The organism is Paraperibacillus marinus, from assembly GCF_046237605.1.
GTDB classification, from domain to species: Bacteria; Bacillota; Bacilli; order Bacillales; family DSM-1321; genus Paraperibacillus; species Paraperibacillus marinus.
In genome coordinates this window covers 2,713,972-2,735,426 of the sequence record NZ_CP143542.1, presented here as the reverse complement: position 1 = coordinate 2,735,426, position 21,455 = coordinate 2,713,972, and the positions used below count along the sequence as shown (strand labels likewise).

General features: G+C 45.7%; 23 protein-coding genes. 17 read left to right on the top strand and 6 right to left on the bottom strand.

Going from position 1 to position 21,455, the window contains the following annotated elements; genetic code table 11:
• The first annotated feature begins 149 nt into the window (after positions 1 to 149).
• The 4 genes from miaA to V1498_RS13780 all read left to right on the top strand — a co-directional run bounded on the left by miaA (position 150) and on the right by V1498_RS13780 (position 2,872).
• Entirely contained in the window at positions 150 to 1,100 is a 951-nt protein-coding gene (gene miaA / locus V1498_RS13795; protein WP_409294288.1) for a tRNA (adenosine(37)-N6)-dimethylallyltransferase MiaA, read from the top strand.
• Positions 1,101 to 1,129: 29 nt separating this feature from the next.
• Complete coding sequence (gene hfq, locus V1498_RS13790; RefSeq protein ID WP_409292422.1) at positions 1,130 to 1,366, top strand: RNA chaperone Hfq; 237 nt, start codon at positions 1,130 to 1,132, stop codon at positions 1,364 to 1,366.
• Between the two features lie 279 nt (positions 1,367 to 1,645).
• The gene (gene spoVK, locus V1498_RS13785; RefSeq protein ID WP_409294287.1) at positions 1,646 to 2,611 is read left to right on the top strand and encodes a stage V sporulation protein K; all 966 of its coding nucleotides are present in this window, start codon (positions 1,646 to 1,648) and stop codon (positions 2,609 to 2,611) included.
• A 15-nt stretch (positions 2,612 to 2,626) separates the two neighbouring features.
• Positions 2,627 to 2,872, top strand: coding sequence for a glutaredoxin family protein (locus V1498_RS13780; protein WP_409294286.1), 246 nt, complete (start codon positions 2,627 to 2,629; stop codon positions 2,870 to 2,872).
• Between the two features lie 57 nt (positions 2,873 to 2,929).
• Here V1498_RS13780 and V1498_RS13775 read toward each other — a convergent pair whose 3' ends face one another.
• On the bottom strand, positions 2,930 to 3,952 hold the full coding sequence (locus V1498_RS13775; protein ID WP_409294285.1) for an HD-GYP domain-containing protein: 1,023 nt from the start codon (positions 3,950 to 3,952) through the stop codon (positions 2,930 to 2,932).
• A gap of 826 nt (positions 3,953 to 4,778) precedes the next feature.
• The gene (locus V1498_RS13770) at positions 4,779 to 5,396 is read right to left on the bottom strand and encodes a trimeric intracellular cation channel family protein (protein WP_409294284.1); all 618 of its coding nucleotides are present in this window, start codon (positions 5,394 to 5,396) and stop codon (positions 4,779 to 4,781) included.
• A gap of 195 nt (positions 5,397 to 5,591) precedes the next feature.
• Here V1498_RS13770 and hflX point away from each other — a divergent pair, with 195 nt between their 5' ends.
• The 4 genes from hflX (at position 5,592) to glnA (ending at position 10,183) form a co-directional block, all read left to right on the top strand.
• The gene (hflX, locus tag V1498_RS13765; RefSeq protein WP_409299289.1) at positions 5,592 to 6,842 is read left to right on the top strand and encodes a GTPase HflX; all 1,251 of its coding nucleotides are present in this window, start codon (positions 5,592 to 5,594) and stop codon (positions 6,840 to 6,842) included.
• A gap of 14 nt (positions 6,843 to 6,856) precedes the next feature.
• Positions 6,857 to 8,116: an aminotransferase class I/II-fold pyridoxal phosphate-dependent enzyme gene (locus V1498_RS13760; protein WP_409294283.1), complete on the top strand. Its 1,260-nt coding sequence runs from the start codon at positions 6,857 to 6,859 to the stop codon at positions 8,114 to 8,116.
• Positions 8,117 to 8,396: 280 nt separating this feature from the next.
• Positions 8,397 to 8,798: a MerR family transcriptional regulator gene (locus tag V1498_RS13755; RefSeq protein ID WP_409294282.1), complete on the top strand. Its 402-nt coding sequence runs from the start codon at positions 8,397 to 8,399 to the stop codon at positions 8,796 to 8,798.
• Positions 8,799 to 8,848: 50 nt separating this feature from the next.
• Positions 8,849 to 10,183 (top strand): type I glutamate--ammonia ligase, encoded by a 1,335-nt coding sequence (gene glnA, locus V1498_RS13750; protein ID WP_409294281.1) that lies wholly within the window; start codon positions 8,849 to 8,851, stop codon positions 10,181 to 10,183.
• A 130-nt stretch (positions 10,184 to 10,313) separates the two neighbouring features.
• Here glnA and hxlB read toward each other — a convergent pair whose 3' ends face one another.
• Together hxlB and hxlA are read right to left on the bottom strand one after the other, a co-directional pair.
• Positions 10,314 to 10,871, bottom strand: coding sequence for a 6-phospho-3-hexuloisomerase (gene hxlB / locus V1498_RS13745; RefSeq protein ID WP_409294280.1), 558 nt, complete (start codon positions 10,869 to 10,871; stop codon positions 10,314 to 10,316).
• Between the two features lie 3 nt (positions 10,872 to 10,874).
• Positions 10,875 to 11,507 carry a 3-hexulose-6-phosphate synthase gene (gene hxlA / locus V1498_RS13740; protein WP_409294279.1) on the bottom strand — a complete coding sequence of 211 codons (633 nt, stop codon included), beginning with the start codon at positions 11,505 to 11,507 and terminating at the stop codon, positions 10,875 to 10,877.
• Between the two features lie 218 nt (positions 11,508 to 11,725).
• Between hxlA and V1498_RS13735 the strand changes: the two genes are divergently transcribed.
• From V1498_RS13735 to V1498_RS13720, 4 genes are all read left to right on the top strand, one after another.
• Complete coding sequence (locus V1498_RS13735) at positions 11,726 to 12,091, top strand: winged helix-turn-helix transcriptional regulator (protein ID WP_409294278.1); 366 nt, start codon at positions 11,726 to 11,728, stop codon at positions 12,089 to 12,091.
• A 506-nt stretch (positions 12,092 to 12,597) separates the two neighbouring features.
• Positions 12,598 to 13,794, top strand: coding sequence for an iron-containing alcohol dehydrogenase (locus tag V1498_RS13730; RefSeq protein WP_409294277.1), 1,197 nt, complete (start codon positions 12,598 to 12,600; stop codon positions 13,792 to 13,794).
• Between the two features lie 98 nt (positions 13,795 to 13,892).
• A complete protein-coding gene (locus V1498_RS13725) occupies positions 13,893 to 14,372 on the top strand; it encodes a YbaK/EbsC family protein (RefSeq protein WP_409294276.1) in 480 nt (159 codons plus the stop codon).
• 174 nt (positions 14,373 to 14,546) lie between these two features.
• Positions 14,547 to 15,059, top strand: coding sequence for a DoxX family protein (locus V1498_RS13720; RefSeq protein WP_409294275.1), 513 nt, complete (start codon positions 14,547 to 14,549; stop codon positions 15,057 to 15,059).
• Between the two features lie 444 nt (positions 15,060 to 15,503).
• Here V1498_RS13720 and V1498_RS13715 read toward each other — a convergent pair whose 3' ends face one another.
• Positions 15,504 to 15,689, bottom strand: coding sequence for a DL-endopeptidase inhibitor IseA family protein (locus V1498_RS13715; RefSeq protein ID WP_409294274.1), 186 nt, complete (start codon positions 15,687 to 15,689; stop codon positions 15,504 to 15,506).
• 119 nt (positions 15,690 to 15,808) lie between these two features.
• Between V1498_RS13715 and V1498_RS13710 the strand changes: the two genes are divergently transcribed.
• Positions 15,809 to 16,954, top strand: a complete 1,146-nt coding sequence (locus V1498_RS13710; RefSeq protein WP_409294273.1) for an aminopeptidase — start codon at positions 15,809 to 15,811, stop codon at positions 16,952 to 16,954.
• Positions 16,955 to 17,095: 141 nt separating this feature from the next.
• Here the strand turns inward: V1498_RS13710 and lexA are convergent, their stop codons facing one another.
• A complete protein-coding gene (gene lexA / locus V1498_RS13705; protein ID WP_409294272.1) occupies positions 17,096 to 17,719 on the bottom strand; it encodes a transcriptional repressor LexA in 624 nt (207 codons plus the stop codon).
• A 151-nt stretch (positions 17,720 to 17,870) separates the two neighbouring features.
• Between lexA and V1498_RS13700 the strand changes: the two genes are divergently transcribed.
• The 4 genes from V1498_RS13700 (at position 17,871) to tkt (ending at position 21,378) form a co-directional block, all read left to right on the top strand.
• Positions 17,871 to 18,176, top strand: a complete 306-nt coding sequence (locus V1498_RS13700; protein WP_409294271.1) for a LysM peptidoglycan-binding domain-containing protein — start codon at positions 17,871 to 17,873, stop codon at positions 18,174 to 18,176.
• Positions 18,177 to 18,219: 43 nt separating this feature from the next.
• Positions 18,220 to 18,873, top strand: a complete 654-nt coding sequence (locus tag V1498_RS13695; RefSeq protein WP_409294270.1) for a recombinase family protein — start codon at positions 18,220 to 18,222, stop codon at positions 18,871 to 18,873.
• Between the two features lie 62 nt (positions 18,874 to 18,935).
• Positions 18,936 to 19,169: a DUF896 domain-containing protein gene (locus V1498_RS13690; RefSeq protein WP_409294269.1), complete on the top strand. Its 234-nt coding sequence runs from the start codon at positions 18,936 to 18,938 to the stop codon at positions 19,167 to 19,169.
• 199 nt (positions 19,170 to 19,368) lie between these two features.
• On the top strand, positions 19,369 to 21,378 hold the full coding sequence (gene tkt / locus V1498_RS13685) for a transketolase (protein WP_409294268.1): 2,010 nt from the start codon (positions 19,369 to 19,371) through the stop codon (positions 21,376 to 21,378).
• Positions 21,379 to 21,455 lie beyond the last annotated feature (77 nt).

Genomic DNA, 21,455 nt, shown 5'->3' with positions numbered 1-21,455 from the left:
CTTAAATATTATGGGTAAAAAACATAAAGGATAAATTTTCAAGTTTAATTAGTATATTCTCAACTTTATTTAACTATAATAGTTAGATGTTCAACTGCTTTGTTACATTATGGTAAGATAGGAAAAAAAGAAGTAAGGCAGTGAAAAAGTTGGCAAACGAAAAAGTATTGGCCATTATCGGTCCTACGGCAGTCGGCAAAACACGCTTGAGTGTCGAACTTGCCCAAAGATTTAATGGTGAGATCATCAGCGGCGACTCTATGCAGATCTACCGCGGCATGGATATCGGGACAGCCAAAATCACACCTGCCGAGATGGATGGTATCCCTCATCATCTCATAGACATTAAAGATCCGCACGAAAGCTTTAATGCTGCAGAATTCCAGCGGCTTGCAAGCGGACTGATTTCCGATATAACCGCACGGGGCAGGCTTCCCATTATCGCGGGAGGAACAGGATTATACATACAGTCAGTCCTCTATGGCTATCAGTTTCCAGATATGCCGTCTGACGAAGCCTATAGGGGACTGCTTGAAGAAAAGGCTGCCGCACTTGGCCCTGAAGCTGTTTACCGGGAGCTCCAGGCAGTGGATCCTGAAAGTGCTGCACGCATCCCCTATCAAAATACCAGGCGGGTAATTCGGGCTCTTGAAATTTATCATTGTACCGGTAGGACCATGAGCGAACAGCTTGAGGACCAGCCGAAAGAATTGAAGTATGATTCTCTTGTAGTCGGTCTTGACATGGAACGCGAAAAGCTCTACAGCAGGATCAATCAACGAGTGGATATCATGGCAGCCCAGGGACTTAAAGAGGAGGTACAGACTTTTTACAGACAGGGCCTCCGGGACTGCCAGTCCATCCAGGCGATCGGTTATAAGGAGCTGTATGATTATTTTGACGGCACAGTCTCATTTGAAGAAGCCCTTGAAAACCTGAAGCAGAATTCCAGGCGCTATGCAAAGCGGCAGCTGACCTGGTTCCGCAACAAGATGGAGGTAGCCTGGTTTGACATGGGAAGCGGGGACCCATTCCCAAAAAAAGTTGAAGATATATCCGCTTTTATTGCAGGAAAGCTGAAAATAAAGGCGAATAGATAAAAATAGAGAGATCAGAGGAGGACATATTCATGAAGCAATCAGTAAATATTCAGGACCAGGTGTTGAATGTATTAAGAAAAGAAGGTACATATGTTACGGTCTTTTTATTAAATGGATTCCAAATCAGAGGGCAGATAAAAGGATTTGACAACTTTACGGTCCTGTTTGAAAGTGAAGGAAAACAGCAGCTTGTCTACAAGCATGCCATTTCTACTTTTGCACCTCAGCGCAATGTCCAGATTGACTTTGAAGGCAAAGAATCGTAATCCATCATAACCTGTCGAAGCGGCCGCAGCAACGGCCGCTTTTCTTATGGACAGAAGACTGAATCCTAAAAGAAAAGATGATATTTTACCCATCCCCCGAATATATTTAAAGGAAGCATTATTTCTCGGGAAAGCGCAGAATATGACAAGATTCGGGGGGGATTTTAAGGGGGACAGTCCCTTATTTCCCGGGAGTGTAAAGCCTTGCATGGCAAGGCAGTTTCGGGGGACTGTCCTAAGCCCGCCATATCCCTGATTTGATCGAGAGGTGAATGGAGAGTGGAAGAGCCTTTTCGGATGAAAAATAATGGACAAATCAATATTGTTTTGAGCGGCCAGAAACGCAGGCAGCCAATTAAGAAGGAAGTGCCGCGTGCTTTGGAAACAGCCGATATCAAGCACCGCCACGCTCCCCTTTTGGAAATAGAGAAAGAACTCGGCTCGCTGATTGGAATGGCTGAGATGAAGAAAGTAATCAAAGAGATCTATGCCTGGATCTATGTAAATAAAAAAAGGGAAGAGTCTGGCCTTAGAGCGGAGAAGCAGGCTCTTCATATGATGTTTAAGGGTAATCCAGGAACGGGTAAAACTACAGTAGCACGGCTTATAGGCAAGCTTTTTCAACAGATGAATGTGCTCTCTAAGGGACATCTCATCGAAGCGGAACGCGCTGACCTTGTCGGTGAATATATCGGCCATACAGCCCAGAAGACAAGGGATTTGATCAAAAAAGCGATTGGCGGCATTTTGTTTATTGATGAAGCATATTCGCTTGGCAGGGGCGGAGAAAAGGATTTCGGCAAGGAGGCCATTGATACGCTGGTGAAGCATATGGAAGACCGTCAGCATGAATTCGTGTTAATCCTGGCTGGCTATTCCCGTGAAATGTCCTTTTTTCTTTCTCTGAATCCCGGACTGCACTCAAGGTTCCCCATTGTTGTAGACTTTCCGGACTACTCAGTGGCAGAGCTGATGGAGATAGCCGGGAAGATGCTGAAGGAAAAGGAATATATCTTCAGTGCTGATGCCGAAAGAAAAATCCGTGCCCACTTGAGCTACATTAAAAATGAAGTGAATCCAATCAGTTTTTCAAATGGCCGTTATATCCGCAATGTAATTGAAAAGTCGATACGGTCCCAGGCGATGCGGGTTTTGCTGGGTGACAGCTATGATAGGACAGAGCTCATTACAATCCGGAGTGTGGATCTGGCCATAGAAAGCCGGGAGGAAGGTTCTTATCATTAATGAGGAGGAAGAAGAATGGATAACAATATTACCGTGTATACCACAAATACCTGCCCTTACTGCATCCATGCAAAAAATTTCCTTACTGAACAGGGACTTGCCTTTAAGGAAGTAAATGTCCAGGAGGATACAGAGGCAGCACAGAAACTGGTGGAGGAAACCGGACAGATGGGCGTGCCGCAGATCAAGGTCAACGGAAACTGGGTATATGGCTTCGATCCGCAGGCCATTATGACGTTCGTCCAGCAGGATGTTATCTGATAGGCGACAAAGAAAGCTGCAGGGATAACTCTCTGCAGCTTTTTCAATACGTCCGGTTCAGTTTAAGTATGCTACCTGCTTCAATGCCAGATTCGCTTCATTAAGATCGAGCGGCGGATAACCTTCGATATTTAACACAGGATAATTTGGACGGTCCGGATGCACGGATGTGATTACGGCTGATTGGCCATTCCTAAGTTTTATGCTTTTGCCGATGATAGCCTTCATTAAATCCTTCGTAAAAGGCCGGACAATTGCGTTGTCCAGTCTCCCTTTAGCGGCATCCTCCAAAAGCTCCTCGACTGCGAATAGAATGGAAGATCCCCCTTTGTACACTCTCTTTGAACAGATCGCATCAAAAGTATCTGCGACAGACAGGATCCTCACCAAAAAAGGAATATCCCCTGCCTTCAAGCCATTGGGATAACCTGAGCCGTCGAGCCGTTCATGGTGGAGGAGAGTCCCTATCTTAATTTCATTCGGCAGGCTGGTGCCTTTGATTAAATCATAGCCATAAAGGGAATGATTTTTCACTTCATTATATTCTTCATCAGTAAGCCGTGCAGGTTTATTGATTATGGCCGGATCCACCTTGAATTTTCCGATGTCATGGAAAATCCCCATCTGCACAAGAAGTTTCTGTTCCTCCCTGCCAAGACCCAAAATCTTTGCGATATGCTTGGAAATCAGCCCGACATTCAAGCTGTGCTGATACAGATAGTCATCCTGCTTGATCTGCTCTTTCAGCTGGATTACATCCAAATCAGCTTTTTGATCAAGCTCATTGGAGCAATTCAGCATTTCCCTGGTCTCCAGGTCGTCGAGGGTTTCTTTATCACGCAGGCTATTGAAAGCTGCGGTCAAGTCAGTCAGGATATTGCTATAGCTTTCCTCAGCCTCTTTCAGCGGATTATCGCTCTTTAAGAGATTGCCAATATCCATCATTTTTATTTTGTGCCTTTGCAGCAGTTCGATATGATGCTTGTTCAGTTTTGTTCCTGCGCTGAGGAGCAGGGCTCCGGACTCTGAATAAACATTTCCTGCGAGGACCATTCCTGCCTTGATCGCTAATTTTGCCATGTTTTTCTCCTTGGAAAGTAAAAATATTCCTTTATTATGATTCTATAGTAATAGAAAATGTTCTTATATTCAATATCGGCAGGAGAAAATTCTTTTATAGAACTCTATTAAGGAAATGTAAGGATAGAAGGTAAGTGTTCTGCCCGCAGGCTAAGCACGGAAAGGAACTGGACTAGAGCGGGAGCGAACAAAATGTTCGGGAAGAATTGGTTCTAAAAGGATACTTAGAACCAAATTCAGATGTGATTTAAGCAGAAATGGTTCTAATTGAACGATTAGAACCAAAACCGGCTGAGATCCGGGAAGAAATGGTTCTAATTGAACGATTAGAACCAAAACCGGCTGGGATCCGGGAAGAAATGGTTCTAAAGGAATAATTAGAACCAAAACCGGCAGAGATCCGGGAAGAGATGGTTCTAAAGGAACGATTAGAACCAAAACCGGCCGGGATCAGGGAAGAAATGGTTCTAAAGGAATGATTAGAACCAAAAGGGGCTTGAATCCGGGAAGAAATGGTTCTAAAGGAATGATTAGAACCAAAAGGGGCTTGAATCCGGGAAGAAATGGTTCTAAAGGAATGATTAGAACCAAAACAGGCTGAAATCCGGGAAGAATTGGTTCTAAAGGAACGATTAGAACCAAAACTGGCTGAGATGCGGGAAGAATTGGTTCTAAAGGATCCAAAACTGGCTGGACTCCAAAAAGAATGTACAATTGCGGGGACACAAAAGATGTAACCTCCTAGCTCCAGAAAGCAGGGTGATCCAGGCAGCTCCGCCCCTTTTCCACAGAAAAAGCAGAGAAAATTTTCTCTGCTTCCTGCAATTTATGCTGATTTATCTGCCGTTGACAGCCCTCTGTATGGCAGGCGCCACTTCAGTTTGTAAGAGAGCACCCGCAGTATGGTTACGGTGAGGAACAAGGCGTACAGTTCAATGGTATTATCGGCAAAGCCCCAGCCGATTAAGGCACCGCACAGGATCGCCCAGACCGCATAAATTTCATCCCGGAAAACGAGCGGTTTCCTGCCGGCAAGGAGGTCGCGGACAATCCCTCCGCCGCTTCCGGTCAGCACCGCTGCCACAATAACCCCGCTCAGCGGCATATCCATCTTCACTGCATACAGGGCACCCTGGATGGCAAAGGCGGAAAGGCCGATTGCATCCGTAAAATTCCCCCAAACATTCCAGTGCTTAAGCAATCTGGATGGAAAAAGGAAAACAATCGTGATGGCAAGGAGGGCAATCTTAAAGCTCATGCTTTGATCCCATAGTGCAGTGACAGGAACTCCGATTAAGAGGTTTCGGATGGCACCCCCGCCGAAGGCTGTCACGATTCCCAATATATAAACTCCCAAAATATCATATTCTTCCTCCATCGCCACAATGGCCCCGCTGACGGCAAAAGCGATGGTTCCTATGATGCTGAGTAATTCCCAAGTCATGCTGATCCTTCCTAACCTCAAGATGATGGTAAACCAGGAATGATTTTACCATGAAGTACTCCCTTTGGAAACGCTTTTTGGCTGAGTGGGCAAATTAATTTGTACAGCCTTCAAAATTGGCAGCGTTTCGCATAATATCAAGACTTTTGATATGATAGAAACAGAAAATGACATGAGGGATGTGATGTATTGGAAATGGAACAAAAAGAGCGGGCCATCCTCGTCGGCTGCCAGTTTTCGGATGATGACCTCAGATTCGAATACAGCATGGACGAGCTTGCATCGCTGACTAAGACAGCGCAGGGTGAAGTCCTTGCTGAAATGTCACAGAAAAGGGACCGGGCCCACCCGGCAACATATATCGGCAAAGGAAAAGTGGAAGAACTGAAGATGCTTGCGGAGGAGCTGGAGCCGGATATCATCATCTTCAATGATGAATTGTCGCCAAGCCAGATCCGGAACCTGTCAGAAAGCTTTGAAGCAAGAGTGATTGACCGTACCCAGCTGATACTGGATATCTTCGCTCAAAGAGCCCAGTCCAGAGAAGGAAAACTGCAGGTTGAACATGCACAGCTTCAATATCTGCTGCCAAGGCTGGTGGGGCAGGGACTGGCATTGTCCCGTCTGGGAGGCGGAATCGGAACGAGAGGGCCGGGTGAGACAAAACTCGAAACCGACCGAAGGCATATCAGAAAAAGGCTGGATGATATCAAGGGCCAGCTTTCGACCATCGTTCATCACCGTGAGCGGTACAGGGACCGCCGGAAGCGGAACAAGACATTCCAGGCTGCTCTCGTCGGGTACACGAATGCGGGAAAATCCACCCTGTTCAACCGGCTTACGGAGGCAGGGACGTTCGAGGAAAATCTCCTGTTTGCTACCCTTGACCCGCTGACAAGAAAGGTAATCCTGCCAAGCGGTTTCACCATTCTGCTCACCGACACAGTAGGGTTCATCCAGGACCTTCCAACATCGCTTGTGGCGGCATTCCGTTCTACGCTTGAAGAAACGGGTGAGGCTGATCTGCTTCTGCATATCGTGGACAGTTCAAGCCAGGATTATTTTAATCATGAAAAAACCGTAATGAACCTTCTTTCCGATCTGGAAGCTGATAAATTGCCGCAGCTTACGGTGTATAATAAAAAGGATCAGCAGCATCCGGATTTCGTGCCGGTATCCAAGCATCCATCCATGATCATCAGCGCCCTTGAGGAGGGTGACATCCATACCTTGAAGGCGCGAATCGAGGAGCAGATTATTAAATCAATGGAAAGCTACCATGTCTACATACCGTCAGGGGAAGGAAAGCTTCTGTCACAGCTTAAAAATGAAACCATCCTCCGTACCCTGAAATTCCATGAAGATACGGAAACCTATGAATGCGTTGGATACAGCCAGGCCGATCATCCGGTCACTGGCCAGCTTATGAAATATACACAAGAATAGAGGAACAGAAAGAAATGTTGGATTTTTTACAAAATGGAGAAAAGCTAAAACAGCTTTCCGGATCAGTCGAAACAAAAATTGCGCCGCTCCATCGGGAGGCAGACGCACGCATAGAAGAAAATCAATTCAGGGTATTGCAGGCCTTCCAAAAGCACCAGGTCAGCGATTCCCACTTCATTCCATCAACAGGCTACGGCTATGATGACAGGGGGCGTGATACGCTTGAATTGATTTATGCGGACGTCTTTGGGGCGGAAGCCGGTCTTGTAAGGCCGCAGATCATATCAGGCACCCATGCCATCTCAACGGCGCTGTTTGGAATTCTGCGTCCGGGCGATGAATTGCTTTATATCACCGGCAAACCCTATGATACCCTTGAAGAAATCGTAGGGATTAGAGGAAATGGCACTGGGTCACTGAAAGAATTCAATATCAGCTACGAGGCAGTCGGCCTGAAGGAAGGGAAAGTGGACTTCGAGGCCGTAGGCAAGGCCATCAAACCGGAAACCAGGATGATCGGCATTCAGCGGTCCAAGGGCTATGCTGTCCGGCCATCCTTTACTATAGAAGAAATTAAACAAATGATTTCATTTGTCAAAGAAATCAAGGAAGATGTTGTCGTGTTTGTAGACAACTGCTACGGTGAGTTTGTGGAGGATCGGGAGCCGTGCCATGTCGGTGCAGACCTGATGGCAGGCTCTCTTATCAAAAATCCCGGCGGCGGCCTTGCCAAGACCGGAGGATATATCGTCGGCAAGGCTGATCTGATTGAAGCCTGCTCCTACCGGCTTACATCGCCCGGCATCGGGGCTGAAGCGGGGGCTTCTTTATATTCCCTGCAGGAAATGTACCAGGGCTTTTTCCTTGCACCGCATGTAGTGGGTCAGGCTGTGAAAGGGGCCATCTTCACCTCGGCGCTGTTATCTGAACTGGGGATGAATACACATCCTGCCTGGGATGCGAAACGAACAGACCTGATTCAGTCTGTCCAGTTCGAAGACAGAGACAAAATGGTTGCCTTCTGCCAGGCTATTCAATTCGCGTCACCGGTAAACTCCCATGTCACTCCGTATCCAAGCTATATGCCCGGCTACGAGGATGATGTGATCATGGCAGCCGGCACTTTCATTCAGGGTGCGAGCATCGAGCTTACTGCTGACGGGCCGACAAGGCCGCCATATACCGCATACGTACAGGGCGGGCTCACGTATTCCCATGTTAAGATTGCGGTGTTGAGTGCGATTGATTCTTTGATGAGTAAGAAATTGATTTGAATAATGATAGCCTGCCGGGTAGGCAGGCCTTCTTTGATTAGCTGCATGTACTTGAAAAAGTTCAAGGCATGTTCCGGCCTATACCAAGTTTTACTTATCATCATCACCTGGATTTTTTTGAAAAAATGTTTTTCAGGGTTGGGAATGAGGTAAAGACCCGGGTTAATAATAAGTCTTACAAGCTAAAAAAATATGATGTTAGAAAACCTCACAATTGTTTGACATATTTACTGACAGAGAATATAATGGGTCTATAAAGTTCATAAAAGGAGGAGTAAGAGTGAGCGGCAGCCAGCTAAGACGTTCAATGCCTATCTTTTCAATCGGGTCGGTGATGCAATTGACGGAGCTGTCGGCACGCCAAATCCGCTATTATGAAGAAAATGGCCTCATTACACCGCAGCGTACAGAAGGAAACCGCCGGCTTTTTTCCTTAAATGATATTGACCGGTTGCTCGAGATCAAGGAACTGCTCGAACAAAAGGTTAATCTTGCCGGCATCAAGAAGCTGATGGAAGTAAAGGAAGACCAAAAGTTATTATCTAATGTTAAGCAGGGGGAAAAAGTGAAGCGCGATTTATCAGAGCAGGAGCTCAGAAAACTCCTCAGGTCTGAGCTCATGCAGGCAGGCAAGTATAAATCATCACTCCGACAGGGTGATATGTCTCGCTTTTTCCATTAAATTATAAAAATGCTTATTAAAAAACAGTATTCAGGGAGGAAACAAAGAGCATGGCAAAGTATACTCGTGAAGATGTAGAACGTTTAGCTAAAGAAGAAAATGTAAAATATGTACGCCTTCAATTCACTGACATTCTGGGTACAATCAAAAACGTCGAGATTCCGGTAAGCCAGTTAGGCAAAGCGCTGGATAATAAAATGATGTTCGATGGATCCTCCATTGAAGGATTTGTCCGCATTGAAGAGTCAGATATGTACCTGTTCCCGGACCTTGATACATGGGTAGTATTCCCTTGGACTTCTGAAAAGGGGAAGGTTGCACGCCTGATCTGTGATATCTATAACCCGGACGGCTCTCCATTCGATGGAGATCCACGTGCCAATCTGAAAAGAATCTTGAAAGAAATGCAGGAACTCGGCTTCACGAACTTTAACCTCGGACCTGAGCCGGAATTTTTCCTGTTCAAGTTAGATGAAAAAGGCGAGCCTACCTTGGAATTAAACGACAAAGGCGGATATTTCGACCTTGCACCGACGGATCTTGGGGAAAACTGCCGCCGCGATATCGTTCTTGAGCTGGAAGAAATGGGCTTTGAAATTGAAGCATCCCACCATGAGGTTGCTCCTGGACAGCACGAAATCGATTTTAAATATGCAGATGCGGTAACAGCATGCGATCATATCCAAACCTTTAAATTAGTCGTAAAAACGATTGCCAGAAAACATGGTCTGCACGCGACCTTTATGCCGAAGCCGCTGTTCGGCGTGAATGGTTCCGGAATGCACTGCAATGTTTCGTTGTTTAACGGAAAAGAAAATGCATTCTATGATACAGGAGCAGACCTAGAGCTAAGTGAGACGGCCCGCCAGTTCATCGCCGGCATCATCAAGCACGCACCAAACTTTACGGCTGTCACAAACCCGACTGTCAACTCATACAAGCGCCTGGTCCCAGGCTATGAAGCACCTTGCTATGTTGCCTGGTCTGCACAGAACCGAAGCCCGCTGATCCGTATCCCGGCATCAAGGGGTCTAAGCACACGTGTTGAAGTCCGCAGTGTGGATCCAGCAGCGAATCCTTACCTGGCAATGGCTGTACTGTTGAAAGCCGGCCTTGACGGAATCAAGAACAAACTGACTCCGCCAGCGCCTGTTAACCGCAACATCTATGTGATGGATAAAGAAGAACGTGAAGAAGAAGGCATCACAGATCTACCGGCAACTCTTTACGCGGCGCTTGAAAACCTCAAGAAAGACGAAGTGATCCAGGCTGCGCTTGGCGAACATCTTCTTGAGCACTTCATCGAAGCTAAAGAGATTGAGTGGGATATGTTCCGCACCCAGGTTCATCCTTGGGAACGCGAGCAGTATATGTCTATGTATTAATTATCTAAAGAAGCCCCCGGCACTATGTGTTAGGGGCTTCTTTGTTTTGTTTTCATTTTTGTTAAAGAGCAGAGAATCACAATGAAAAAGGCCGCCATGTGTCTTTAAACACATGGCGGCCGCATGTTCCTTATTCTAAGTTCGCATGCTTTCCATACATTTTATTTGAATCCAAGCCCTTTTTTTCCATGATCCTAAGGATGATGGAATCAAAAAGAAGCAAAAGGGTCTGTTCAAACAGAGAGCCCATGGGCTGAATGGTCTTATAGTCTCCTTTTGCCTGGTCTTTGGGAGAGCCTGGCAGCTTCACTGTGAAGTCAGCCAATTGACCAATGGTGGATTGGGGCGAAATGGTCACGGCTGCCACCATTCCGCCGATTTTTCGAGCGTTTTCTGCCACGGTAACCAGACTTTTCGTCTCCCCGGAGCCTGTCCCGATAATGATGATATCCTCCTCCTGAAAGGGAGGGGTCACCGTTTCCCCCAATATATAAGCGTCTATCCCCATATGCATCAAACGCATGGTGAAGGATTTAGCCATGAAGCCGGATCTTCCCGCCCCCGCAATGAATACTTTTTTGGATTCCAGAATAGCATTCACCAATTTCTCGGCTTCCTCATCAGAAATGAATCCAATGGACCGGGTTAACTCGTCGATGACTTCAGCTAAATATTGAGTCGTATTCATATTTTAACCCTGACGGATCATTTCCTGCATTTTTGCAGCTGCTTCTTTTTTATTGTCCTGGCCGGTTATTCCGCCACCCACAATAACAAGATCCGGCTGAACTTTAACCGCTTCAGGAAGTGTCTCAAGTTTGATGCCGCCGGCAATGGCAGTTTTTGCATTTTTTACGACACTTTTGATTGTCTGCAAATCTTCAAAGGAATTCTTGCCTACTGCCTGCAGATCGTAGCCGGTATGAACACAAATATAATCGACGCCAAGTGCATCCACTTCCTTGGCTCTTTCAGCCAGGTCTTTAACGGCAATCATGTCCACCAATATTTTTTTGCCCTGTTTTTTAGCTTCTTCCACAGCGCCCTTAATGGACATATCTTCAGCGGTCCCGAGGATTGTAATGATATCAGCACCAGCTTCAGAGGCTTTCATAACCTCATAGCCGGCTGCGTCCATTATTTTAAGGTCAGCAAGCACTTTTAGATTAGGGAAGGCTTCTTTAACAGCTTTTACTGCATGAAGTCCTTCATTTATAACAACAGGAGTCCCGATTTCTACGATATCAATATGCTCTTCCACTTCTCTTACAAGCTCGATTGCCTCTGGGATATTGACCAAATCCAGCGCTAATTGTAATTCCATATAAAACAACTCCCAATTTCTATTTTTTTGTATTACTCTACCGTATTAATATGCCTGAAACTCAGTGAATTATTGAGTTTCAGGCGCGGACAATGATTTCCAATCATTGAACTGTTGCAAGTATATAACGTATGATGTTAAATTGAAAGTACGCACATTCATCATACATAGTGATAAAAAGTATACTATGGGACAAAACAAGTGAAAGGAGATATAGCATGTCCAGAATGCAGGATAAAATGTTTAATTGTGAAAAAGAATTAACACTTTCCGTGATCGGAGGAAAGTGGAAAATGCTCATCCTTTGGCATCTGGGGAAAGAGGGGACCAAAAGATTCGGCGAGCTGAAGGCCCTGATTCCCGGAATCACTCAAAGGATGCTTGTTAACCAATTACGGGAGCTTGAGGAGGACTCCATTATCTGGCGTGAAGTATACCCGGTAGTACCTCCTAAAGTGGAATATTCTCTCACCGCTCAAGGGGAGAGCCTTATGCCGATCCTGGAAGCCATGTATAAATGGGGCAAGGATTATATGGAAACGGCAGGACTGGAACCGCTAAGCAAGAATGACTCTGCCAAGTAAGGTTAGACGCGGGCGAACTGGTGTATTGGCAATTTGAAGCGGTCTTTTAAATTAAAGGAAACCAGGGACAGACGGGTCCTGGTTTTTTTGTTTTATTGTTAATTGTGTTAGATGCTACAGTGCTATAAAGGGAGGACTTTTAGCCCTGCTTTAGAAAAAATAGGATTCAAATTTTATTAAAAAACAAGTCGATCCTGAAGAAAAACCTGACAGCAGCAACCTGGCCAGCCTCTTGATGAGCAGTTACCCGCCGAAGTTAACACTTTACTCGCGAATCAACGCAGGTTACTTGCCGAAACTGGATTTTTACTCGCCGGGCATGTTCTCTGGCCGCTAATTCAGGATCTATTTAAGAACGTGAACACCGCATTTCGACTCATACTGGAATGAGGTTTTTTTGCTGTGTGATGGGTATGGTTTTTTAATTATTCTGATAAAAAAGTCACGGAGAGAAGAAATTTCCTCCCTCTTCCTTTATGATATAAAAATAGAAAGGAGTGAGGCTCATGAAATCTTTGGAATTTAATATGCCAACTATTATTAAGGCAGGGAATGGTGAATTCCTGCACACCGGGGCATATATGAAGCAGTTTATCGGCGGAGAAAGGATTTTAATTATAACGGACCCTGGAATTGAGAAGGCTGGATTTACGGGCAAAGTGAAAGAGCTGCTCGAGCAGGAAGGATATATAACGGAAACATTCAATCGGGTCAGTCCGAATCCCCGGGATCTCGATTGTAAAGCTGGCGGGGAAGCGGCCAGGAATTTCGGAGCAGATGCCATATTGGCTCTCGGCGGCGGATCTGTGATTGATTCGGCGAAGGCCATCGCCATCCTCCACTGCCTTGGCGGGGAGCCCCGGGATTATGCAGGCAGAAATAATGTCCCTGAGAAGGTGACTCCGATTGCTGTTATCCCGACAACCGCCGGGACAGGTGCAGAAGTAACCCGGTCTTCGGTTATCACCGATACAGCAAAAAAGATCAAGTTTACCATTAAAGATGTTCATATTGCTCCGGTCCTTGCAATCGTCGACCCTGAACTTACTTACAACCTGCCGGCCCACCTGACTGCATCGACTGGGATGGACGCACTCGTGCATGCCGTCGAGGCCTATACATGCAGGCTGGCAAATCCTATTTCTGATGCCCTTGCAACACAGGCCATGAAGTATATTTATCCCTATTTAAGAAGAGCATTTAATGATGGCAGTGACATTGAAGCTCGGTATCATCTGATGATCGGTTCCACCATTGCGGGGATGGCATTCTCGCATGCGGATGTGGCCTCGGTCCATTGCATGGCAGAAGCGATAGGCGGTTTGTATGATACTCCGCATGGCATGGCCAATTCCATGTTCCTTCCTTATATAGTTGAATTCAATGCCGGGGCAGATATTGAGAAACATGCTGAGATTGCAAGGGTTATGGGCATCGCCTCACCAAATGAACCGGACCGTTCCGCCGCAGCCTTACTGGTGGCTGAAATGAAAAAGCTTGCAGCCGACCTGGCGATACCCGCTTTTTCTACTTTGCCTGATGTATGCGAGGAGGATTTTGATTATCTGGCAGAGGCTGCATTTAAGAATAACTCCACTCCAAGCAATGCGAGGGAAATAGGGAAGGATGATTATTTTATGCTATTTAAGAGGGCATTTATGGGGGCAGACAGCGCGGCAGGTATAGAGGGTACTAGTAAATAGAAGGTTCCAGTAAGCTAAATCCTCCAGCTTTTCCTTCTCAAATAGACATTTGCATTACATAAAAGGTTCGGAATATGAAATGGAAAGGGGCAGATTGAATGTCAATAGAGAGAGTAAAAGCACATCTGGATAGATGGGGCCGCCGCGCGGATGTTATGGAATTTGAATCTTCCAGCGCATCAGTAGAAGAGGCAGCCGAAACAATCGGAGTCATTCCAGCCCGGATTGCCAAGACACTGTCGTTTCGTGGTGAACAGGAAAAAGCAATCCTGGTCGTAACATCAGGAGAAGCAAGGATTGATAATAAAAAATTTCGTCAGCACTTCGGCTTTAAAGCCCGCATGCTCACTTCCGAAGAGGTGGTGGAGCAGACCGGACATATGGTGGGAGGAGTCTGCCCCTTCGGCCTGGAAAATGATCTGGATGTCTTCCTCGACATCTCCCTTAAACGCTTTGAAACAGTATATCCAGCCTGTGGGTCCAGAAACTCGGCCATCGAACTGACCTGTGACGAACTCTTACAATTCGCAGGAGCCAAAGAATGGGTCGACGTCTGTAAAGATTGGTCTGGGAAATAATCGGGAAATGGGGGACTGTCCCCTATTTCCGGAAAAATAGGAACAGTCTCCCAAACAAGCAAGGGCCACTGCTTAAAGGTGCCCTCCAGCGCTCCTTCGGTCATGGGGCCGAGTCATAACATTCCCTCTCCTTCAATATAATGATAACAAGCTGAAGGGGATGGGAGTGAAGAAATGGCCATTATTTCTAAACCGGGAAAAAGGGGAAAATTTCCGGACAAAAGCAGGCCAGGCAGCCAATTCAGTGGGTTTCAGGGAGGAGGGGCAGTCATAGACAATTCTGTATCAAAAGGAAGACTCTGGACATCTATTTTTTTGAGCGGACTGGTCATCATTACTATGCTGTTTGACAGTTTGTCCAAATTGATGAAAGTGCCGCAGGTGGTAGAAAGCGGGCGCTCCATGGGACTTGATGGGCAGCAGATTGTCATCATCGGACTTATTGGTCTGGCAGCCACCATCCTGTATGCGATGCCTCTTACTTCCGTATTAGGAGCGGTACTGCTTACTGGTTATTATGGGGGAGCTGTCTGCCTTCATTTCGTGCTGGGCAATCCGGTGTTCACGCATATTCTTTTTCCCGTCTATATCGGATTATTGGTGTGGGGAAGCCTCTGTCTGAGAAGTGCAGGAGTGAGGGAAGTCATATTGGGCAGAAGAACTCAAGGGCAAGTAGAAAACAGGTAGAATGTTGAACCGCACCCAGCCGGGTGCTTTTTTTGTCCAAAAGCTTCTCTATAGGTATATACAGCTTTTTGTATGGGCAGACTCCATTACTAAAAAAGAGTAGGAGCCGTAAAATGTCCCCCATACAAAATGCAGCCCTGGAGCATCGGCTAAATTTAATGATTTACCATTTACAGACTAATGAACACATCCATCTTTCTGACAAATCTTTATGGGATCTCAAGAGCAACTATCTTGAAGCATTCAAGAAAATGGAAAAGGAAATTCTGCAATATCGTGAAGAAAATCATGCCCTGAGATGGAATGAACTTCGCCTGTACTTGAAGAGGAACAAACCTCAAGGGTGTGAAAAAATTCTGTCCCTAATGGAAAGTTTGGACAAAAAAGAAAGTATACGATAAAAACAAGCCCTGGAAGAACTGCCTTCCAGGGCTTAAGACGTTTTTATCTTACAGCATCCATTGTATTGATTTTCCATGATCCCATGACGTAAACATAGATGACCCTCACTTTTTCCGGGGTTTTGCTGTAGGATACAGGGACCGCAAATTCATAAAGCTTAACGCCATGGCGTTTATATATTACTTGGCCTTTTGCCTTTTCCCATTGAAGAAGGCTTCCCTCATCCACATTTGGAAAAGATTCATGGGCAGGGAAGTTAAATTACATAAAAGCTGAATTTAATCTGTTTGACAATACTGAAACTTATAATAAAATTAAATATACTGCCAATTATAAGGGGGATTATGATGAGGGACCCAAGAAATAAAAAGCTTGCAGAAGGTCTTTTGGACTATTCGGTAAAAATTAAAAAAGGCGAAACAGTCATCATTGATGTTTTCGGAGACGGCCTGCCTTTAGCCAGAGAACTGGTCAAAGCGGCTTATGACCGGGGCGCCTATCCATTTGTGAAAATTTCCGATGAAGAAACATCAAGGCTCATGCTGGAAGGGACTACTCAAGAAAGATCCGAGCTTCAGCAAAAATGGGATCTCTCGGTATATAAGGATGCAGCAGCATCCATCCGGATCTTTGGGCTTAAAAACGATAAAGAAAATGCGAATGTAGCGGTAGACCAAAGAAAGCTGCATTCCAGCGCCATGAAGCCTGTACATAACGAAATCATCAATAACACCCGCTGGGTACTGCTTGAATATCCAAACTACTCCATTGCCCAAAAAGCAGGCATGTCATTAGAAAAATTCGAGGATTTCTTCTTCAATGTTTGCACACTGGACTATCAGAAAATGGACCGGGCCATGGATGCGCTGAAGGAATGGATGGACCGTACAGAATCCGTTCATCTAAAGGGACAGGGAACCGACCTGACCTTCTCGATCAAAGGATTGAAGTCTGTTAAATGTTCTGGTCTCAGAAATATTCCGGACGGTGAAGTTTACACCGCTCCTGTAAAAGATTCCATCAATGGTGTGCTTACATACAATACAGCTACTACATATACAGGCAAAAAGTTTGAAAACGTCCGGTTCGTATTTGAGAACGGAAAGATCGTAGAAGCAACCGCCAATAATACCGAAGAGCTGAATAAGATTCTGGATACAGATGAAGGGGCAAGATATATCGGAGAATTTGCCATCGGGGTCAACCCTCATATCCTGCACCCGATGGATGATACCCTATTCGATGAGAAGATTGCCGGAAGCTTCCACTTTACACCCGGGCAGTCTTATAAAAATGAATCCTACAATGGAAATGATTCAAACATCCACTGGGACATCGTGAATATCCAGCGCCCGGAATACGGCGGAGGGGAGATATGGTTTGATGGAGTACTGATCAGGAAAGACGGCCTGTTCATCCCGGAAAGCCTTCATGCCCTCAACCCTGAAAACCTGCTGGACGAAAAAAAGTCTGCCGATAAGGCGCTTGTTTAAGGAAGTAAAAATTATTCTTGCTGCGGCTGCACTAAAAGCACTGCAGCTTTTTATTTAAACCTTATAAGCGGGCAGCCAGGATAGAAGGCTGTAATTAAAGAAAAAACCTTTTCCATATCACTGGAAAAGGTTTTTTCTGTGTTAATGAATTTGTCTGTATAGGCCGATGACTTTACCCAGGATAGAAACATTCTGCAGGATGATCGGCTCCATTGAGGAGTTCTCAGGCTGGAGGCGGATGAAATCTTTTTCTTTAAAGAACCTTTTGACTGTGGCTTCGTCCTCGTCAGTCATCGCTACTACTATATCGCTGTTATTAGCCGTCTTCTGCTGGCGGACAATTACAAAATCCCCGTCCAGGATCCCGGCTTCAATCATGCTGTCTCCCATGACCTCGAGCATGAACACATGGTCATCGTGCGGCACAAGATGTTCGGGCAGCGGAAAATATTCTTCAATGTTCTCAATTGCTGTGATCGGCAGGCCGGCTGTGACCTTACCGAGCAGGGGAACATTCACTACGCTGACTTTCGGAATATGCGACCCTTCATCCAGATCCAGAATCTCAATCGCACGGGGCTTGGTCGGGTCACGCCGGATCAGGCCCTTGCTTTCAAGACGTGCCAGGTGCCCGTGTACAGTGGAACTGGACGCAAGGCCGACAGCCTCACCGATTTCCCTGACGCTTGGCGGATAGCCTTTCAGCTTTACTTCGCCCTTGATAAAATCCAAAATATCAATCTGCCTTTTTGAAAGTTTAGTCATTTTTTCACGCACCCTATCATAAATTGTTCTTGTCCTGATTATACCATGTAAGGAATACTGATACAAACATAAGTTCGAATTTTTGTTGACAGAAAACAAGTGTTCGGTTTATAATTTGGTTAAATCAAACAAACGTTCGGGAGGCGTCTCAATGAAAACTTTGTGGAAAAACCATACTTACACGATTTTGTTTTTTGCATTCATCATTGTCTTTTCTCTAATCACTTTACATAAGCCGGAACAAAACCTAAAATCTACTACTGTGACTGTCATGAAGGGCGACACCATCTCCGAGATTGCAGAGCGCTATCAAAGCGAAGAGCTGCCAAAGGAAGCAGTCGCCAGGTGGATTGAAGAGAATAACGACATTTCAGGCGGGCTGATCAAAGCGGGCGAGGAACTGAAGATTCCCTACACATTAAGCGGGGGCAGCGGTACCCTGGCAAGCGATATGTAAACAGTCAGCATAAAGAAATATACATCAAAAGAGGTTGGTAAGGATGAAGGCAGTCATTTACTGCAGGGTGAGCACAGAGAAGGCTGAACAGGAAACTTCCCTGGTCCGCCAGGAGAAAGAGCTGACGGAGCTTGCCGGGCGGCTCGGCTTTGAAATTGTCCGGATTATCAGTGAGAAGGCAAGCGGCTATGAACTGGACCGCGACGGCATTTTCGAACTCCTCTCTCTATTGAAGGATAAGGAAGCCGGTGCGGTCCTGATACAGGACGAGACCCGCCTTGGGAGAGGAAACGCAAAAGTGGCGCTCCTTCACTGCCTGATCAAGGAGAAGGCGGTTTTATATTCACTGTCACATAACGGGGTGCTTGAAATATCCGACTCTGATTCCATGGTGCTTCAGATAGTGGCAATCGTGGAGGAGTACCAGAGAAAGATTCATAACCTTAAAATAAAGCGTGGAATGAAAGAGGCTGTGGAGAGAGGGTACAGGCCTCAGAGAAATTTAAGGAATCAAGGCAATATTGGCGGACGCGACCGGAAAGAGGTACCTGTGGAGGAGATCGTGCGCCTCCGGGAAAATGGACTGACCTTCGAGGAGATCTCAGCCACACTGAAGGGCTTTGGCCACAATATTTCCCGTGCTACCGTCCACCGGCGGTATACCGAGCATAAATCAGCTTCTGACGAAACCAAATAGCTTGTTATTTTGGTCTTTTTTGTATACCATAAGTAAGAACAAATGGTGAAGGAGTCCGATTTATGCTTTCCAAACAAAAAATCGCCAGAATCAATGAGCTTGCCAAAAAGGGCAGGGAAAACAGTTTAACAACTGAAGAGGCGAAAGAACAGTCCACATTAAGACGTGAATATCTTGAAACCTTCAGAAAGTCCATGTCTGATACATTGGAACATGTTAAAGTCATCGACCCGGAAGGAAACGATGTTACGCCCGAAAAAATCAAGCAGATTAAAGAGCGCAGAAATCTTCATTGATTATAAATAAAACATAAGGAAAGAATACAGCTTCTTGCATGTATTCTTTTTTTTTACACAAAATAGGTACGAACCTCTTATATGGAAACGGAATATCTGTTAATATAATGTTTCAGGTATTATTAGTTGTGTTTCTAATATCAGAACTATAATATAAAGTTGAAAATTATTTTTTACATAAGGAAAGGAAGTCTTATTAATGGCAGAAAAAATTGATTCACTTTCCATCAATACGATTCGTACGTTATCAATTGATGCAATCCAAAAAGCTAATTCCGGCCATCCAGGCCTGCCGATGGGCGCAGCTCCAATGGCTTATACACTCTGGACACAATTCATGAACCACAATCCAAAAAATCCAGATTGGTTTAATAGAGACCGTTTTGTACTTTCTGCTGGTCACGGATCCATGCTTCTATACAGCCTGCTTCATCTGTCAGGATATGGTGTGACCATGGATGATATAAAAGGCTTCCGCCAGTGGGGAAGCAAGACACCGGGACATCCTGAATATAAGCATACTCCTGGTGTCGAGGCTACGACCGGACCACTAGGACAGGGTGTAGCGATGGCAGTAGGTATGGCTATGGCTGAAAGGCATCTTGCTTCGACTTACAATAAAGGCGATCACCAGGTAGTCGATCACTTTACTTATGCACTTTGTGGAGATGGCGATTTAATGGAAGGTGTTTCTGCTGAAGCTTCCTCTCTTGCAGGCCATTTGGAATTGGGCAGATTGATCGTTCTCTACGATTCTAATGACATTTCACTTGACGGTGATTTGGATAAATCCATGACTGAAAGCGTAAAGAAACGTTATGAAGGCTACGGCTGGCAATACATCCTTGTAAAAGACGGCAATGACATTGAAGAGGTTGCGGCCGCCATCAAGGAAGCCCGGACTGACCTCAGCCGCCCGACCATGATTGAAGTCAAGACTATCATCGGTTATGGTTCCCCTAACCGTTCAGGCTCTTCTAAGGTCCATGGCGCTCCTCTTGGAGAAGATGAAATGAAGCTGACAAAAGAGTATTATAAATGGACGTTTGATCAAGACTTCCATGTTCCTGAAGAAGTGTATGCTCATTTTGAAAGCACGATTGCAGACAGAGGAAACGAAAGAGAAAATGAATGGAACGATAAGTTCTCAAGCTATAAGAAGGAATACCCTGAGCTTGCCGAGCAGCTTGAAAAAGCAATTGCAGGAGAGCTTCCGGAAAACTGGGATAAAGATATTCCTGTCTACGAAGAAGGCAAAAGCCTGGCAAGCCGTGCTTCAAGCGGTGAAGTCTTAAATGGTGCTGCCAAGAACCTTCCATCCCTGATCGGCGGGTCTGCGGATCTTGCGGGCTCTAATAATACCATGATCAAAGATGCTGATGATTTCTTCCCGAAATCATACGAAGGCAGAAACATCTGGTTTGGTGTCCGTGAATTCGCAATGGGCGCCGCCATGAACGGAATGGCCCTTCACGGCGGCTTGAAAGTGTTTGGCGGAACATTCTTTGTGTTCTCCGATTACCTTCGTCCAGCCATCCGCCTTGCAGCATTGATGCAGCTGCCTGTGACCTATGTTTTCACACATGACAGCATCGCTGTTGGTGAAGATGGTCCCACACATGAGCCGGTTGAGCAGCTTTCTTCCCTGCGTTCTATGCCTGGTCTATCCATCATCCGTCCGGCTGATGGAAATGAAACAGCGGCAGCGTGGAGGATGGCCCTGGATAACCATGACCGCCCGACCGCTCTTGTACTGACAAGACAGAATCTGCCTACCATCAAGGGTACAGCTGAAAATGCTTATGAAGGTGTCCAAAAGGGGGCTTATATCATCTCTCCAGCAGGCAAGGAAACGGCTGATGCGCTTCTTATCGCCACTGGTTCAGAAGTGAACCTTGCTGTAGATGCACAAAAAGCATTATCTGCGGAAGGAATCGATGCAGCTGTTGTGAGCATGCCTTCCATGGACCGCTTCGAGCAGCAATCTAAAGAATACAAGCAAAGCGTCATCTCACCGGCAGTCAAAAAGCGTCTTGCCATTGAAATGGGATCAAGCTTTGGCTGGCATAAATATACCGGTGATGAGGGAGATGTTCTCGGAATCGATACATTTGGTGCTTCAGCCCCTGGCGGCACAGTAATTAAAGAATATGGCTTCACAGTTGAAAATGTCGTGGCAAAAGTAAAGGCATTAATTGAAAGCAACTAATAAAGAAAGAAGGTCTGCTCCTGAAAAGGGGCAGGCCTTTTTGTTTGCAATCCTATCATTGGCTATTTGTCAAGTCT